Source organism: Candidatus Streptomyces philanthi (genome assembly GCF_059553635.1).
The window spans coordinates 13978-29805 of sequence record NZ_JCANQV010000034.1 but is presented as its reverse complement, the minus strand read 5'-3'; the positions used below and the strand labels follow the sequence as shown (position 1 = coordinate 29805).

Below are 15828 nucleotides of genomic sequence, written 5' to 3'. Positions count from 1 at the left end.
GTTGACGACGATGACGAGGGGGCGGTCCTTGGCGACCGCGATGTTGTTGAGCGCTTCCCAGGCCATGCCGCCGGTGAGGGCGCCGTCACCGATGACGGCGACGATGTGGTCGTCCTTGCCGCGGACCTGGTTGGCCTTGGCGAGTCCGTCGGCCCAGCCCAGCACCGTCGAGGCATGACTGTTCTCGATCACATCGTGATCGGATTCCGCCCGCGACGGATAGCCGGAGAGACCACCTTTGGCACGCAGTTTGGTGAAGTCCTGACGCCCGGTGAGCAGCTTGTGGACGTAGGACTGATGCCCGGTGTCGAAGAGGACCCGGTCCTTCGGCGAGTCGAAGACCCGGTGCAGGGCGATGGTCAGCTCGACCACACCGAGGTTCGGGCCGAGGTGCCCCCCGGTGCGGGAGACCGCGTCGACCAGGAAGCCGCGGATCTCGCCGGCGAGCTCGTCGAGCTGCTCCGGCGCGAGCCGGTCCAGGTCACGCGGCCCCGTGATGCGGTTCAGCAACGCATACCCGTCGCTCGTCTGGCGCGCTTCGCGCGGCACCTTCTGCACTGTGCCTCCTTGCTGTCGGGACGTCGAGCTGGTCGTGCTTGCCGATCAGCCGAGTCTAATGTTCCGTCCTTGACGGCGACCGGCGGGCCTTGCGATGTATGTCACTCAGGTGACCGGTGTGATCCGGCCGGGGGCAGAACACGGTCCGGCCCCCGCCGGAAAAGCACCGATGGGGGCCGGATGCGCCGGATACCGGTCAGGTCCGTCCGGCCGTCTTCTGCGTACGGCGGGAGACCGAGTCGATCACCACGGCGGCCAGCAGGACCGCGCCCGTGATCATGTACTGGATCTCGCTGGCCATGCCCAGCAGGTTCAGACCCTGCTGGATGGACTGGATCACCAGCATGCCCAGCAGCGCGGACCAGATCTTGCCGCGGCCGCCGAAGAGGCTGGTGCCGCCGATGACGGCCGCCGCGATCACGTTCATCAGGGTGTTCCCGGAGCCCAGGTTCTTCGTCGCACCGCCGGAGAGGCTGGCGATGAAGAGACCGCCGAACGCCGCGAGCATGCCGGAGATCGCGAAGACCGTGACCCGGACGGTGGCCACGTTGATGCCGGCCCGGCGGGCGGCCTCGGCGTTGCCGCCGACGGCGAAGACCTTCCGCCCGTAGGCGGTGCGGCGCACCACGAGGTCGGCGACGACCAGGACGGCGAGGAAGAGGACCAGGGCCAGCGGCAGGCCGCGGGCGCCGGACGGCTCGTTCAGGACGAAGGCGACCGCGAACGCGATCACCGCGACCACGCCGGTACGCAACGCGATCTCGCCGGCCGGCCGGGCGGTCAGACCCGCCCTCCCCCGCCGCCGGGCGTCCAGCAGCTGCGATCCCGCGTGGACGAGCACCGCGACGAGGGCGAGCCCGTAGGCGGCGGCCTTGTCCTCGAAGTAGTAGCCGGTCAGGCTCTCCACCACACTGCCGCTGGGCGTGTTGATGGAGCCCTCCTTGCCCATCAGCCAGATCTGCAGTCCGCTCCAGCCGAGGAATCCGGCGAGGGTGACGACGAAAGCGGGCACGCCGATCTTGGCGAAAAAGAAGCCGTGCAGCGTACCGATGGCCGCGCCGGCGGCGACGGCGATCAGCACCGCGAGCCAGTCGCCGACCCCGTGGGTGACGCTGAGGACGGCCCACACCGCCGCGCCGACGCCCGCGACCGAGCCGACCGAGAGGTCGATCTCGCCGAGCAGCAGCACGAAGACGATGCCGACGGCCATGATGCCGAGGCCCGAGGTGTAGACGCCGATGTTGGCGAGGCTTCCGGCGGACAGGAAGCTGCTGTTCTTGTACTGGAAGACGACCGCGATGATCACCAGGCCGACGACGACGGGGAGGGAGCCCAGCTCTCCCCCGCGTATCCGCCGCGCGAAATCGTCGAGGTAGCCGCCAAGGCCCTGCTGACGGACGAGCAGCCGGGGGTCGGCCGCGTCCTGCCGGGGCGCCTTGCCGGTGAGGTCGCTCATGCCCCGGTCTCCTTCTTCTGCTGCGTGGTGCGGTCCCTGCGGCGGGTGACGGCGTTGTCCGAGGCGCCGGTGATGGCGGCGATGATCTCCTCGTGGGAGGTGTCGGCCACGTCGAAGACGCCGTTGTTGCGGCCCAGCCGCAGGACCGCGACGCGGTCGGCGACGGCCAGCACATCGGCCATGTTGTGGCTGATGAGGATGACCCCGAGGTCGCGTTCGCGCAGCCGCTCGACGAGGTCGAGGACCTGGGCGGTCTGCTCGACGCCGAGGGCCGCGGTCGGCTCGTCGAGGATGACGACCTTGGGCTCGCCGATCAGGGCGCGGGCGATGGCGACGACCTGGCGCTGGCCGCCGGAGAGCGCGGCGACCGGGATGCGGACGCTGGGGATGCGGATGGACAGGGTGTCCAGCAGCTCCTTCGCGCGCTTCTCCATCGCGATCTCGTCGAGGACGCCGGCGGTGCGGATCTCGTTGCCGAGGAAGAGGTTGGCGACGACGTCGAGGTTGTCGCAGAGCGCGAGGTCCTGGTAGACGGTGGCGATGCCGAGGTTCTGGGCGTCGTGCGGCCGGGTGACGCGTACCGGCCTGCCCTCCCACTCGATGTCGCCCTCGTCGACGGGGTGGACGCCCGAGACGGTCTTGACCAGGGTGGACTTGCCGGCGCCGTTGTCGCCGACCAGGGCGACGACCTCACCGGGGCGGATCTCCAGCGTGACGTCCGTGAGCGCCTGGACGGCGCCGAACCGTTTGGAGACCTTGCGCAACGCCAGCACGGGCGCAGCGGACACGTGAATCATCTCCTTCACCGCCGTCACACCGGCGGGGATGGTGGTGCGCGGGGGGCGCGGGGGCAGTGCGAGGTGCGGTACCGGCCGGGGGACGGGGGCCGGCACCGGGGCGCGGGCATGCACAGGGGCGGGACCGCGGGGCGCGGCGCGGCCCCGCCCGGCGGGGTCACTTGATGCCGGCCGCCTCGCAGGCCGTCCGGACGTTGCCGGCGCAGAGCTGGGCCGGCGTGTAGACCTTGTCCTCGAGGATCGTGTCCTTGATGGTGTCCTTGGTCACGATCTGGGCGTCGTAGAGCTTGGCGGGGATGCCCTTGATGTCGCCGCTGAGGCTGTCGACCTTGGCGGGCGTCAGGGAGTCGGTCTTCTCGCCCTTGAGCAGCTTGACCGCGATCTCGGCCGTGGTGTCGGCCTGCGGCTTGATCTGCTTGTAGATGGTGAAGGACTGCTCGCCCTTGAGAATCCGCTGGAGGCCCGCGAGCTCGGAGTCCTGGCCGCCGACGGGAACCTTGACGCCCTGCTGCTTGAGGGCGGTGACGATGCCGCCGGCCATGCCGTCGTTGGCGGAGTAGACGCCCTGGAAGCCGTGCTTGCCGAGGGAGTCGACGGCCGCGCTCATCTTCTTGTTGGCCTCGTCCGGCGACCAGTCCGGGATGTCCTGCTCGTAGACGATCTTCTTGACCTGCTTGTCGAGGACGCTGTGGGCGCCCCGCTTGAAGAACGGCGCGTTGGCGTCGGTCGGCGAGCCGTTGATCATGACGACATCGCTGTCCCCGGCCTTGTCCCCGAGCGCCTTGACCAGGGCCTCGCCCTGGAGGCGGCCGATCTTCTCGTTGTCGTAGGAGACATAGGCGGAGATCGGGCCCTCGGCCAGCCGGTCGTACGCGACGACCTTGACGTCCTTCTTGGCGGCCTGGGCGACCCAGGACTTGGTGGCCTTGTAGTCGACCGGGTCCAGGACGATCACCTTGACGCCCTGGGTGAGCAGCGCGTCGAACTGCTTCTTCTGGGTCTCGGTGTCCTGTGCGGCGTTGTTGTACTTGACCTTGCAGTCGCCGCACAGCGCATGGATCTTCGCCTCCATGAGGGGGCGGTCGAAGGTCTCGTAGCGCGTGGTCTTGTTCTCCGGCAGCAGCAGGCCGATGGTTCTGTCGTCGCCACCGCCGCCGCTCTTGCCGCTGTCGCCGGCCTTGCCGCAGGCGGCCACGGAGAGAGCCATCGACACGGCGGTGGCGCCTATCACGGCGCGACGCGTCCAGATGTTCATAGGATTACCTCCCTGACATGACCGCGTCGATGCGGCCGAGGTGGCTGGCAGTCAACTCGGCCGTCCCGCGCACCGTCAAGGAGTAAATCCTTAACGAGATGACAACGGTGCCATCCGTTTGGCGACTGAACTCACTGATCTTTCTCAGGAGGGCGTCGGCGCCGCGTCGCCCACCCCGTCCAGCAGGCTCGCGTCCCCCATCTCGCTCAGGACGAGGGCGAGCGCGCCCAGCACCTCGGCACGACCGCCGAGCGTCCCCGTCACCAGGCTCAGCTGCCGCGCCGCGCTGGGGATCGCGTACCGCGAGACGGAATCTCGGATCGGCGCCAGCACCAGCTCACCGGCCTCGGCGAGATCCCCGCCCAGCACCACCCGGCTCGGGTTGAGCAGATTGCACAGGTTCGCCACACCACTGCCGACATGCCGCCCGACGTCCCCGATCACCCTGCGGCATCCCGGATCGCCCTCCCGCGCCAACCGCACCATCCGCGCCATGGTCAGATCGGGGCCGTGGCTCGGCCGGAGCAGCGGCAGCACGTAGCGGGCCGCGGTGAACGTCTCCAGGCAGCCCCGGTTGCCGCAGCGGCAGACCGGCCCGGACTCGTCCAGCGTGATGTGCCCGATCTCCCCCGCCGTGCCGCCCGGCCCGCGGTAGATCCGCCCGTTGATCACCAGACCGGCGCCGACACCGCTGGCGACCTTGATGTACGCCAGGTCGGTGGCACCGCGGCCACTGCCCCACACCAGCTCGCCCAGCGCGCCGAGGTTGGCGTCGTTGTCGACGTGGACGGGCACACCGAGGCGCCCGGACAGCTCCTCCCCCGGCCGCGTACCGCTCCAGCCCGGCAGGATCGCCGTCGACCCGAGGGTGCCGGACTCGACGTCGATCGGGCCGGGCACGCCCAGGCCCACACCGATGATCTTGCCGGGGGCGACACCGGTCTCCGCCACCAGCTCACCGACCAGCCGCTCCGCCCGGTCCAGGCCCTCCGCGGCGGAGGCGTCCACATCGATCGGCTCGGAGCGCTCGGCGAGCACGGCGTGCGCGAGGTTGCCGATCGCGACACGCAGATGGGAATGGCCGAAATCGACCCCGACGACGATGCCCGCGTCCCCCGAGAGGGAGACGCTGCGGGCCCGGCGCCCGCCCGCGGAGGTGGGCGTCACCTCGACCGTGCCGCCGTCCTTCAGTTCCCGGACGATGTTGGAGACGGTGGCCGCGGACAGCCCCGTACCGCGGGCGATCTCCGCCTGTGTCAGGGAACCGGCCATGCGCACCGCGCGCACCACCCGTTCCAGATTCGCCCGGTGAAGCGAGGACTGCGACCCCGGAGTCTCCATCGACCCATCCACTCCCGCCTGGGACGGACGGCACGACGGCCGCCCGCCGGCCGGACCCCACCAACGGCGCCCGGCTTGTCTCCAACATGTGAATCTAAGCTGAGCTGCCCGGGTCGCCTCCCGTCAAGTCCTCGGAACCGGCACCCGCCCCTGCCGCACCGGCCGTCCCTCCTCTCACACGGAAGCCGCCCGCCGCGCCATGGGCTGCGGGCGGCGCGGCGGCTACTTCAGCGCGCCCGCGGTCAGGCCCGCCACCACCTGGCGCTGGAAGACGATGTACGCCGCGAGGACCGGCAGCATCGCGATGGTCAGGCCCGCGAACAGCCCCGACCAGTCGCCCTTGTACCCCTGGCTCACCGCCAGCGCCACCAGCCCCTGCGTCAGCACCTTCTTGTTCTCGTCGCCGACGTTGAGCACCGTCGGCAGCAGGTACTGGTTCCACTGCCCGAGGAAGTTGAAGATGCCGACACTGATCAGGCCGGGCCGGGCCATCGGCAGCATCACCTGGAAGAAGGTGCGGGTGTGCGAGGCGCCGTCGATGAGTGCCGCCTCCGCCACCGAGGTCGGCAGCGTACGGAAGAACCCGCAGAGGAAGAAGACGGTGAACGGCAGCGAATAGGCGATGTAGACCAGGATCAGCCCGTAATAGGTGTCCAGCAGCGCCATGTTCTTCATGACGAAGAACAGCGGGACCACCGACAGGATGATGGGGAACCCCATACCGCCGACGAAGAGGAAGTACAGGAAGCGGTTGCCGGGGAAGTCGAAACGGGCCAGCACATAGGCGGCCATCGCACCCAGCAGCATCGTCCCGATCAGCGAACCGCCCACCACGATGAGCGAATTCAGGAAGTACTGGCCCATGTTCGCCTTGCCCCAGGCACGCGACCAGTTGTCGAAGTGCAGGGCCGACGGCAGGCTCCAGGGCGATCCGAAGATCTCGGTGTCGTCCTTGAAGGAATTGATCACCGCCCATATCAGCGGCATGGTGACCAGAAGTCCCCAGATCACCAGGACACCGTGGGAGAAGACGTTGAGGACGCCCTCACCGCGCCCCGCGCCACGGCGCCGCCCGCCGCCGGCCGGGCCCGCGGATTCCGTCTGCGCACTCATCAGAACTCCAGTCGTTCACGCCGGCCCAGCCGCGTGACCACGGCCGCGAAGACAAGGGCCACGATCAGCAGGGACACGCCGATGGACGTCGCATATCCGGCCTGCCCGTCGCGGAACGTCTTCTGGTAGACGTACAGCGGAAGCACCTCGGTCGAATAGTCCGGGCCGCCCGGCCCCACGCTCATGATCTGGACGAAGGCGAACGCCGAGACGTCGAGCGCGAGAATGCCCATGTAGACCCAGCCGGTCTGCACGGTGTCCCACAGCAGCGGCAGGGTGATCCGGAAGAACGTGGTGAAACGGTTCGCGCCGTCCAGCAGCGCCGCCTCGTAGAAATCCCTCGGAATGGAACTCATCCCGGCCGAGAACAGCACCACATAGAAACCGACGTTGGCCCACACCATCGCACCCATGACACACCACAGGGCGAGCTGCGGATCGCCCAGCCAGTTCGGCTGCACATGGTCGAGACCGACCGCCTTGAAGAAGGAATTGAGGGCGCCGCTCTCGGGGTTGTAGGCGAACTGGAAGAGCAGGGCGACGATCGGGACCGACAGTACCTGCGGAAAGAAGTACACGATCTTGTAAGCGCCCGAACCGCGCACCCCGCCGATGACCGCCCGTTTTCTGCGGCGGCCACCGACATTGAGCATGAAGGCGAAGAACAGGCCGAGCGAGAGCGTCACCACCGGCAGCAGCAACAGCAACGTCACACTGTTGCCGACGGCGGCCCAGAAGACGCTGTCCTGGAACAGCCGGGCGTAGTTCCCGAAGCCGATCATCTTGAAGTCGGGGCTGAGCCCCGTCCAGTCCGTGAAGGAATAGTAGATCGCCTGCACGAACGGTGAGATCACAAAAACCGCGTAGATCACCAGCGGGACGACGAGAAATCCCGCGATGAAACGGTACCTACCGTGCCGCATGACCACCGAACCCGTTCTCTGCCTGCGGATACCGCCGCTGATGACACATCGGGCGTACCGGTCAGCGCTGGTACTTCTTGACGCTGGAGTCGTCGCGGGTCTCGTCCGCGTACTTCTGGATCTTGGCGATGGCCTCGTCGGGTGTCATCCGGCCGGCCATCATCTCGCCGATCGCGCCGACGCCGATCCGCTCCTTCTGGAGCGCCACATACCAGTCCTGGAGCCGGGGATTGACGATGTTCCGCCCGGCCTTCTCCAGCGCCCGCTGCGCGGAGGCGAGGCCCGGCGGGAGGGTGACGCCGTCGGTGCCGCCGTCGAGCGAGGTCAGTGAGGAGACCTGCCGGATGAAATTCCGCGCGGCCTTTTTGCTGAGCATGATGCGCAGCATTTCCATGCCGCCCTCGGCGTTCTGCGCCTTCTTCGGGACGATGAACGGTTCGCCGCCGGAGGCCCAGAGCGTACCGAAAGGCATCTTGTCCGCGCCGGAGAGGGAGGACGGCGCGCCGACCGCGAGGTCGAAGTCCGGATTCTTCGCGATCTGCTTGGCGGATTCGTTCTCCACCCACGAACCGTTGGGGATGAAGAGGGCCTTGCCATCGGCCCACGCCTTCTGCGACTGAAGGTGGTCGAGCCCCGGCGAACCCTGGAGGACGTACCCCTTCTTGTAGAGCTCGTAGTAGGCGTCGAACGCGGCCTTCACGGCCGGGTCCTTCCAGGCGTTCGGCTCCAGATTGTCGATCCGCCGCAGCACCTCCGCACCGCCGATCTTGGCGATGAACGGGTAGAGGCTGAAGGGCAGGTAGTAGGGGTACTTACCGGGATAGGTCCAGCCCGCGATGCCCTTCTTCTTCGCCCTGGCGCACAGGGCGAGCATCTCGTCCCAGGTCTCGGGGTATTCCGCGTCGAGTTTCCGGAGGTTTCCCTTCGAGTACCAGACGCCGTAGACCGTGTAGGCGTAGTAGAGAATCCAGGTCTCCTTGCCGCCGAAGCGGCCCATCTCGACGACGCCGGGGCGCAGGGTGTCACGCACCTTCTTGGCGGGGTCGTCGAGGGACGGGGCATCGAGGAGGGGGGTGAGGTCGGCGAGCTGGTCCTTGGCGACGAGGGTGCCGAAATCCATCTGCTCGGCGCCGGAGTTGTCGACGAGGTCCGGCGGGTTCTCGCCGTTGAAACGCGTCTGGAGGGTGGACTGGATCTTCTGTGTCGAGCTGAGCTTGACCTTGCCCTCGGTCTTCGGGAAGGCCCGTACGTAATCGGCCTGGGCGTCCTTCGCGTACTTGTCGCCGAATCCACCGTCGAAAATCACGACATCGAGGCCCGCGGCATCATTGACGGCCAGCGGGTTCTTCGCCGATTTCTTGCCCTTGGCGACCTTTTCGTTGCCCTCGCCGGAGGAGCTGGCGCAGGCCGAGAGAACGCTCATGGCCGGTATCGCGACGATGCCCAGGGCCGCCGCGCGTTTCACCAGATCACGGCGGTTGAATTCCGAGGTGGGTCCCATGCTCGTGTCCTCGCCTTCGTCAGGACTCGGGCGGTGTACCGGAGCCGCCCCGGGCACCGCGGGTCTATCGGATGGTGCAGGGTCGTACGGGATGTGCGCCGGGCGTGCCGGAATGCCGCGGAGGCATCTTCCGATGCCCGCGATTCCCCCGGTTTTACGGCCTGTTGAACCGGCCGTTCAGGTGCCGACAGGTATAGTCCACTTCCGGTCGCCTGGGCAAGATCGAACGCAAGGTCGGCCGGCGTCTTTCCCTAGTTGAGACCTCCGCGCCGCCCACCGGGCGCCGCGGCCCTTCCTTTCTGCCCGCACCGGCACCCTTGACACCCGGGGCACCCCACTCCTTACTGGTCTCTGCACCGCGCAACTGACAACGATGTCACGCCTGTTGAGGGGCCCGCATGCGTCACAGACACCGGCACGTCCACCGCGCCGTCTCCCGCCCGGCCGCCCTGGTGGCGGCCGCACTGCTCGCCGTCACCGCCCTCGGCCCGGCCGCCCGGGCCGCCCCGCCCCTGGCATCCGGGCCCGCGGCGGAATTCCGTTCCTCCTTCGAGGCCGGCCAGCCCGCTCCGGACTGGAACAGCACCGCCGAGACCGGTCCCGACGGCCGCCCGAAGGTCTCCGGCGTCCGGCCCGAGACCGCCCCCGCGGCGCCCGGGATGACCACCGTGACCGACACCGGCCCCGCCTCCTCCCCCACCGCCAAGGCGCACGCCGGGTTCTCCGGCCGCCACGCGCTGCGCTACGGCGGCACCCACACCGCCCCAGGCCGCGGCTACGCCTACAACAAGATCTTCGACGTGCGTCTGCCCGTCACCCGGTCCACCACCCTCTCGTACGCCGTCTTCCCCGAGATGACCACCACCGACCTGGACTACCCGGCCACACATGTGGCACTCGACCTCGCCTTCACCGACGGCACCCACCTCAGCGACCTGCGCCCCACCGACCAGTACGGCGCGCCGCTGACCCCGCGGGGCCAGGGCGCCGCCAAGACGCTCTACGCCAACCAGTGGAACCTCCGCACCTCACGGATCGGCGCGGTGGCGGCCGGCAAGACCGTCGCCCGGATACTCCTCGCCTACGACGCACCCCGGGCCCCGCGCACCGCGCCGGCCTTCCGCGGCTGGGTCGACGACATCACCCTCGGCCCCACGACCCCCGAGCCACCACCGGCCCACCTCGCCGAACGTGTCGTCACCACCCGCGGCACCCACTCCAGCGGCAGCTTCTCGCGCGGCAACACCTTCCCCGCGACGGCGGTCCCCAACGGCTTCACCTTCTGGACACCGGTGACCGACGCGGGCTCGTCCGACTGGCTCTACGAGTACGCCCGGAAGAACAACGCCGACAACCTCACCGCCCTCCAGGCGTTCAGCGCCAGCCATGAACCCAGCCCCTGGATGGGCGACCGCCAGACGTTCCAGGTCATGCCGTCCGCCGCGGCCGGTGTCCCGGACGCCTCACGCACCGGCCGCGCCCTGCCGTTCCACCACGCCAAGGAGACCGCGCGGCCCCACTACTACGGAGTGACGTTCGACAACGGCCTCACGGCGGAGATCACCCCGGCCGACCATGCCGCGATGATGCGCTTCACCTTCCCCGGCAAGGACGCCTCGCTGATCTTCGACAATGTCAACAACAACGGCGGACTGACGCTGGATACCGCACGCGGCATCGTGACCGGCTATTCGGACGTCCGCAGCGGGCTGTCCACGGGCGCCACCCGGCTGTTCGTCTACGGCACCTTCGACGCGCCGGTCACCGCCGGCGGCAGGCTGCCCGGTGGCGGGGGCAAGGACGTCACCGGCTATCTGCGCTTCGCGCCCCGGGACGGCCGTACCGTGACGATGCGCCTGGCCACCTCCCTGATCGGCACCGACCAGGCCCGCGCCAACCTGGAGCGCGAGATACCGGGCGGCACCCCGTTCGCCCGTGTCATGGACCGCGCCCGCGCGCAGTGGGACGGCATCCTCGGCCGGGTCGAGGTCGAGGGCGCGACCCGCGACCAGCTCACCACCCTCTACTCCAACCTCTACCGCCTCTACCTCTATCCCAACTCCGGTTCCGAACACGTCGGTTCGCTCACGCGCTATGCGAGCCCCTTCTCGCCGCGGACCGGTCCCGACACCCCGACCCGCACCGGCGCGAAGATCGTCGACGGCCAGGTCCACGTCAACAACGGTTTCTGGGACACCTATCGCACCACCTGGCCCGCGTACGCCCTGCTCACCCCGCGGCGCGCCGGGAAGCTGGCCGACGGTTTCGTCCAGCAGTTCAAGGACGGCGGCTGGATCTCCCGCTGGTCCTCGCCCGGCTACGCGGACCTGATGACCGGCACCAGCTCCGACGTGGCCTTCGCCGACGCCTATGTCAAGGGCGTACGCTTCGACGCCGAGGCCGCGTACGAGGCCGCCGTGAAGAACGCCACCGTCGCCCCGCCGCAACCAGGGGTGGGCCGCAAGGGCATGGCCACCGCCCCGTTCCTCGGCTACACCAGCACCGACACCCACGAGGGCCTGTCCTGGGCGCTGGAGGGCTATCTCAACGACTTCGGCATCGCCCGCATGGGCCAGGCCCTCTACGCCAAGACCCACAACCCCCGTTACAAGGAGGAGTCCGCCTACTTCCTCGGCCGTGCCCGCAACTACGTCAGGCTCTTCGACGACAAGGCCGGCTTCTTCCAGGGCAAGGACGCCAAGGGCGCCTGGCGGCTGCCCTCCGACCGGTTCGACCCCAGGGTCTGGGGCCACGACTACACCGAGACCAACGCCTGGACCTACGCCTTCACCGCCCCGCAGGACACCCGGGGCCTCGCCAACCTCTACGGCGGCCGCGCCGCCCTGGCGAAGAAACTCGACACCTATTTCGCCACCCCGGAGACCGCGGCCAAGGAGTTCGCCGGCTCCTACGGCGACGTCATCCACGAGATGACCGAGGCCCGCGACACCCGTATGGGCATGTACGGCCACAGCAACCAGCCCTCGCACCACATCGCCTACCTCTACGACGCGGCCGGGCAGCCCTGGAAGACCCAGGAGAAGGTCCGCGAGGTGCTCTCCCGGCTCTATCTCGGCAGCGAGATCGGCCAGGGCTACCCGGGCGACGAGGACAACGGCGAGATGTCCGCGTGGTACCTCTTCAGCGCGCTGGGCTTCTATCCGCTGGTCATGGGCCAGGGCGAGTACGCCGTCGGATCGCCGCTGTTCACCAGGGCCGTGATCCATCTGGAGAACGGCCGTGACCTCGTCGTCAACGCCCCCCGCAACAACGCCCGGAACGTCTACGTCCAGAGCCTGCGTGTCAACGGCAAGCCGTGGAACTCGACCGCCCTGCCGCACGACCTGCTGGCCCGCGGCGCCAACCTGGACTTCACCATGGGCGACCGCCCCTCTGCCTGGGGAACCGGCGCGCACGCCGCGCCGACGTCCCTCACCCAGGACGACAAAGCCCCGGCACCGCCGTCGGACGTGACCGCCCCGGACGCGGGCCCCCTCTTCGACAACACCTCGGACACCGAGGCCCGCCTCACCTCCGCCCCGATCCCCCTGACGGCACCCTCCCGGGTCACCTCGTACACCCTCACCTCCGGCGCCGACCACACCACCGCCCCGACCGGGTGGACATTGGAGGGCTCCTCCGACGGCACCCACTGGCGCCGTCTCGACCACCGCACCGCCCAGTCGTTCCCCTGGAACCACCAGACCCGCGCCTTCACCGTCCCCCGCCCCGGCACCTACGCGCACTACCGCCTGGTCCCCGAGGGCGCGGGCGGCACCCTGACGGAGGTGGAACTGCTGAGCTGACGCAGGCGGCCTGCCCTTCCCCGCAACGGTCCGCGCGTCCGCCCGGGGGCGGGGCACCGTACCGGCACCGGCCTCCCGCCCCGCGTCACACGTCGTACACCGCAGACGTCCCATCATTACCCCCGTCGTCCGGACGCTCTCCGCTTCCGAACCCATCATGAACGGGGGGTCTGACAATCCGTCCCGCCGACGCGGACGGGCCGCACTCCCCCGCCCGGGGAAGTGCGGCCCGTCGTCGTACGGCCGGTGGTGCTTACTTGCGGATCAGCGACCGCAGGACGTACTGCATGATGCCGCCGTTGCGGTAGTAGTCCGCCTCACCGGGGGTGTCGATGCGGACGACCGCGTCGAACTCCACGCCGGTGTCGGTGGTGACCTTGACGGTGCGCGGGGTGCTGCCGTCGTTCAGGGCGGTGACGCCGCTGATGGAGAAGGTCTCCTCGCCGGTCAGGCCGAGCGCCTCGGCCGAGGCGCCCTCGGGGAACTGGAGCGGGAGGACGCCCATGCCGATGAGGTTGGAGCGGTGGATGCGCTCGTAGGACTCGGCGATGACGGCCTTGACGCCGAGGAGCGCGGTGCCCTTGGCCGCCCAGTCGCGGGACGAGCCGGAACCGTACTCCTTGCCGGCCAGGATGACCAGCGGGACGCCGGCGGCCTGGTAGTTCTGCGACGCGTCGTAGATGAAGGAGACCGGGCCGCCCTCCTGCGTGAAGTCACGCGTGAAGCCGCCCTCGGTGCCCGGCGCGATCTGGTTGCGCAGGCGGATGTTGGCGAAGGTGCCGCGGATCATGACCTCGTGGTTACCGCGGCGCGAGCCGTAGGAGTTGAAGTCGCGGCGCTCGACGCCGTGCTCCGTGAGGTACTTGCCGGCGGGGGTGTCGGCCTTGATCGCACCGGCCGGGGAGATGTGGTCGGTGGTGACCGAGTCGCCCAGCTTGGCGAGCACCCGGGCGCCCGCGATGTCCTCGACCGGGGACGGCTCCATGGCCATGCCCTCGAAGTACGGGGGCTTGCGGACGTAGGTGGACTCGGCGTCCCACTCGAAGGTGTTGCCGGTCGGGATCGACAGCGCCTGCCACTGGGCGTCGCCGGCGAAGACGTCCTCGTAGGACTTGGCGAACATGTCCTCGCCGATGGCGTTGGCCACCACGTCGTTGACCTCGGCCTCGGTCGGCCAGATGTCCTTGAGGTAGACCGGCTTGCCGTCCTGGTCGATGCCGAGGGCGTCCTCGGTGATGTTCACCTTCATCGAACCGGCGATCGCGTACGCGACGACCAGCGGCGGGGACGCCAGGTAGTTCATCTTGACGTCGGGGTTGATCCGGCCCTCGAAGTTGCGGTTGCCGGAGAGCACCGAGGTGACGGCCAGGTCGTGGTCGTTGACGGCCTTGGAGACCTCCTCCGGCAGCGGGCCGGAGTTGCCGATGCAGGTGGTGCAGCCGTAACCGACGAGGTTGAAGCCGACCTTGTCGAGGTAGGGGGTCAGGCCCGCCTTGTCGAAGTAGTCGGTGACGACCTTGGAACCCGGGGCGAGGGTGGTCTTGACCCACGGCTTGCGGGTCAGGCCCTTCTCGACCGCCTTCTTGGCCACCAGCGCGGCGGCGACCATGACGTACGGGTTGGAGGTGTTGGTGCAGGAGGTGATCGCGGCGACGGTGACGGCGCCGTGGTCGATCTCGTAGGTCGAGCCGTCGGGGGCGGTGACCAGGGTCGGACGGGTCGGCACGCCGTCGACGGTGGCCGGGGCGTCGGAGGCCGGGAAGGACTCCTTGCCCGCCTCCTCGTCGTCGGAGACGTAGTTGCGGACGTCCTGGGCGAACTGCTCGGCGGCGTTGGCCAGGACGATACGGTCCTGCGGGCGCTTCGGGCCGGCGATCGAGGGGACGACCGTGGAGAGGTCCAGCTCCAGCTTCTCGGAGAAGTCGGGCTCGGCGGCCGGGTCGAGCCAGAGGCCCTGCTCCTTGGCGTACGCCTCGACCAGCGCGACCTGCTGCTCGCTGCGGCCGGTCAGACGCAGGTAGTTGAGGGTCTCGTCGTCGATCGGGAAGATCGCGGCGGTGGAACCGAACTCCGGCGACATGTTGCCGATGGTGGCGCGGTTGGCCAGCGAGGTGGCGGCGACGCCCTCGCCGTAGAACTCGACGAACTTGCCGACGACGCCGTGCTTGCGCAGCATCTCGGTGATCGTCAGGACGAGGTCGGTGGCGGTGGTGCCCGGCTGGAGCTCACCGGTCAGCTTGAAGCCGACGACGCGCGGGATGAGCATCGAGACCGGCTGGCCGAGCATCGCGGCCTCGGCCTCGATGCCGCCGACGCCCCAGCCCAGCACACCGAGGCCGTTGACCATCGTGGTGTGCGAGTCGGTGCCGACGAGGGTGTCGGGGTACGCCTGGCCGCCGCGGACCATGACCGTACGGGCCAGGTGCTCGATGTTGACCTGGTGGACGATGCCGGTGCCCGGGGGGACGACCTTGAACTCGTCGAAGGCGGTCTGGCCCCAGCGCAGGAACTGGTAGCGCTCCTTGTTGCGGCCGTACTCCAGCTCGACGTTCTGGCCGAAGGCGTCCTTGGTGCCGAACTTGTCGGCGATGACGGAGTGGTCGATGACCAGCTCGGCCGGGGCCAGCGGGTTGATCTTCGCCGGGTCGCCGCCCAGCTCCTTCACGGCCTCACGCATGGTGGCGAGGTCCACGACGCAGGGCACACCGGTGAAGTCCTGCATGATCACGCGGGCCGGCGTGAACTGGATCTCCTGGCTCGGCTGCGCCTGGGAGTCCCAGTCGCCGAGCGCGCGGATGTGGTCGGCGGTGATGTTCGCGCCGTCCTCGGTGCGGAGCAGGTTCTCCAGCAGCACCTTCAGGCTGTACGGCAGGCGGGCGGAGCCCTCGACCTTGTCCAGCCGGAAGATCTCGTACGACTCGTCGCCCACCTGCAGCGTGCTGCGGGCGTCGAAGCTGTTCGCCGACACGACAGTCTCCTTCATGCATGAATTCGCGCGTACCACCGCAATCCTGCCGCCACAGCCCGTTGCCGATTCGCTAAGGTGCCCCTAACTTAGGTATACCTAAGTAGTGCGCG

General features: G+C 68.9%; 10 protein-coding genes. 1 reads left to right on the top strand and 9 read right to left on the bottom strand.

Translation table 11 applies throughout. The annotated features are described in order from the left end of the window. The 8 genes from AC51EU_RS06925 to ngcE form a co-directional block, all read right to left on the bottom strand. Positions 1–558: 1-deoxy-D-xylulose-5-phosphate synthase N-terminal domain-containing protein (locus AC51EU_RS06925; RefSeq protein WP_496265778.1), on the bottom strand; the 558-nt coding region annotated here is incomplete at its 3' end. Positions 559–754: 196 nt separating this feature from the next. After that, on the bottom strand, positions 755–2014 hold the full coding sequence (locus AC51EU_RS06920) for a sugar ABC transporter permease (RefSeq protein WP_496265777.1): 1260 nt from the start codon (positions 2012–2014) through the stop codon (positions 755–757). Beyond that, positions 2011–2811 carry an ATP-binding cassette domain-containing protein gene (locus tag AC51EU_RS06915; RefSeq protein ID WP_496265776.1) on the bottom strand — a complete coding sequence of 267 codons (801 nt, stop codon included), beginning with the start codon at positions 2809–2811 and terminating at the stop codon, positions 2011–2013. Before AC51EU_RS06915 ends, AC51EU_RS06920 begins: the two co-directional genes overlap by 4 nt. A gap of 157 nt (positions 2812–2968) precedes the next feature. Beyond that, positions 2969–4066 (bottom strand): substrate-binding domain-containing protein, encoded by a 1098-nt coding sequence (locus AC51EU_RS06910; protein WP_496265775.1) that lies wholly within the window; start codon positions 4064–4066, stop codon positions 2969–2971. Positions 4067–4210: 144 nt separating this feature from the next. Beyond that, positions 4211–5407 carry an ROK family transcriptional regulator gene (locus AC51EU_RS06905; protein ID WP_496265774.1) on the bottom strand — a complete coding sequence of 399 codons (1197 nt, stop codon included), beginning with the start codon at positions 5405–5407 and terminating at the stop codon, positions 4211–4213. Between the two features lie 222 nt (positions 5408–5629). Next, the gene (locus tag AC51EU_RS06900; RefSeq protein WP_496265773.1) at positions 5630–6520 is read right to left on the bottom strand and encodes a carbohydrate ABC transporter permease; all 891 of its coding nucleotides are present in this window, start codon (positions 6518–6520) and stop codon (positions 5630–5632) included. Next, positions 6520–7443 (bottom strand): carbohydrate ABC transporter permease, encoded by a 924-nt coding sequence (locus AC51EU_RS06895; RefSeq protein WP_496265772.1) that lies wholly within the window; start codon positions 7441–7443, stop codon positions 6520–6522. The genes AC51EU_RS06900 and AC51EU_RS06895 overlap by 1 nt, the downstream gene beginning before the upstream one ends. 61 nt (positions 7444–7504) lie before the next feature. Then, entirely contained in the window at positions 7505–8944 is a 1440-nt protein-coding gene (gene ngcE, locus AC51EU_RS06890) for an N-acetylglucosamine/diacetylchitobiose ABC transporter substrate-binding protein (protein WP_496265771.1), read from the bottom strand. 398 nt (positions 8945–9342) lie between these two features. On the opposite strand from ngcE, the gene AC51EU_RS06885 reads away from it, so the two are divergent. Beyond that, positions 9343–12750 carry a GH92 family glycosyl hydrolase gene (locus tag AC51EU_RS06885; RefSeq protein WP_496265770.1) on the top strand — a complete coding sequence of 1136 codons (3408 nt, stop codon included), beginning with the start codon at positions 9343–9345 and terminating at the stop codon, positions 12748–12750. Positions 12751–13003: 253 nt separating this feature from the next. Here AC51EU_RS06885 and acnA read toward each other — a convergent pair whose 3' ends face one another. After that, a complete protein-coding gene (gene acnA, locus AC51EU_RS06880; protein ID WP_496265769.1) occupies positions 13004–15718 on the bottom strand; it encodes an aconitate hydratase AcnA in 2715 nt (904 codons plus the stop codon). Between the last annotated feature and the right edge of the window lie 110 nt (positions 15719–15828).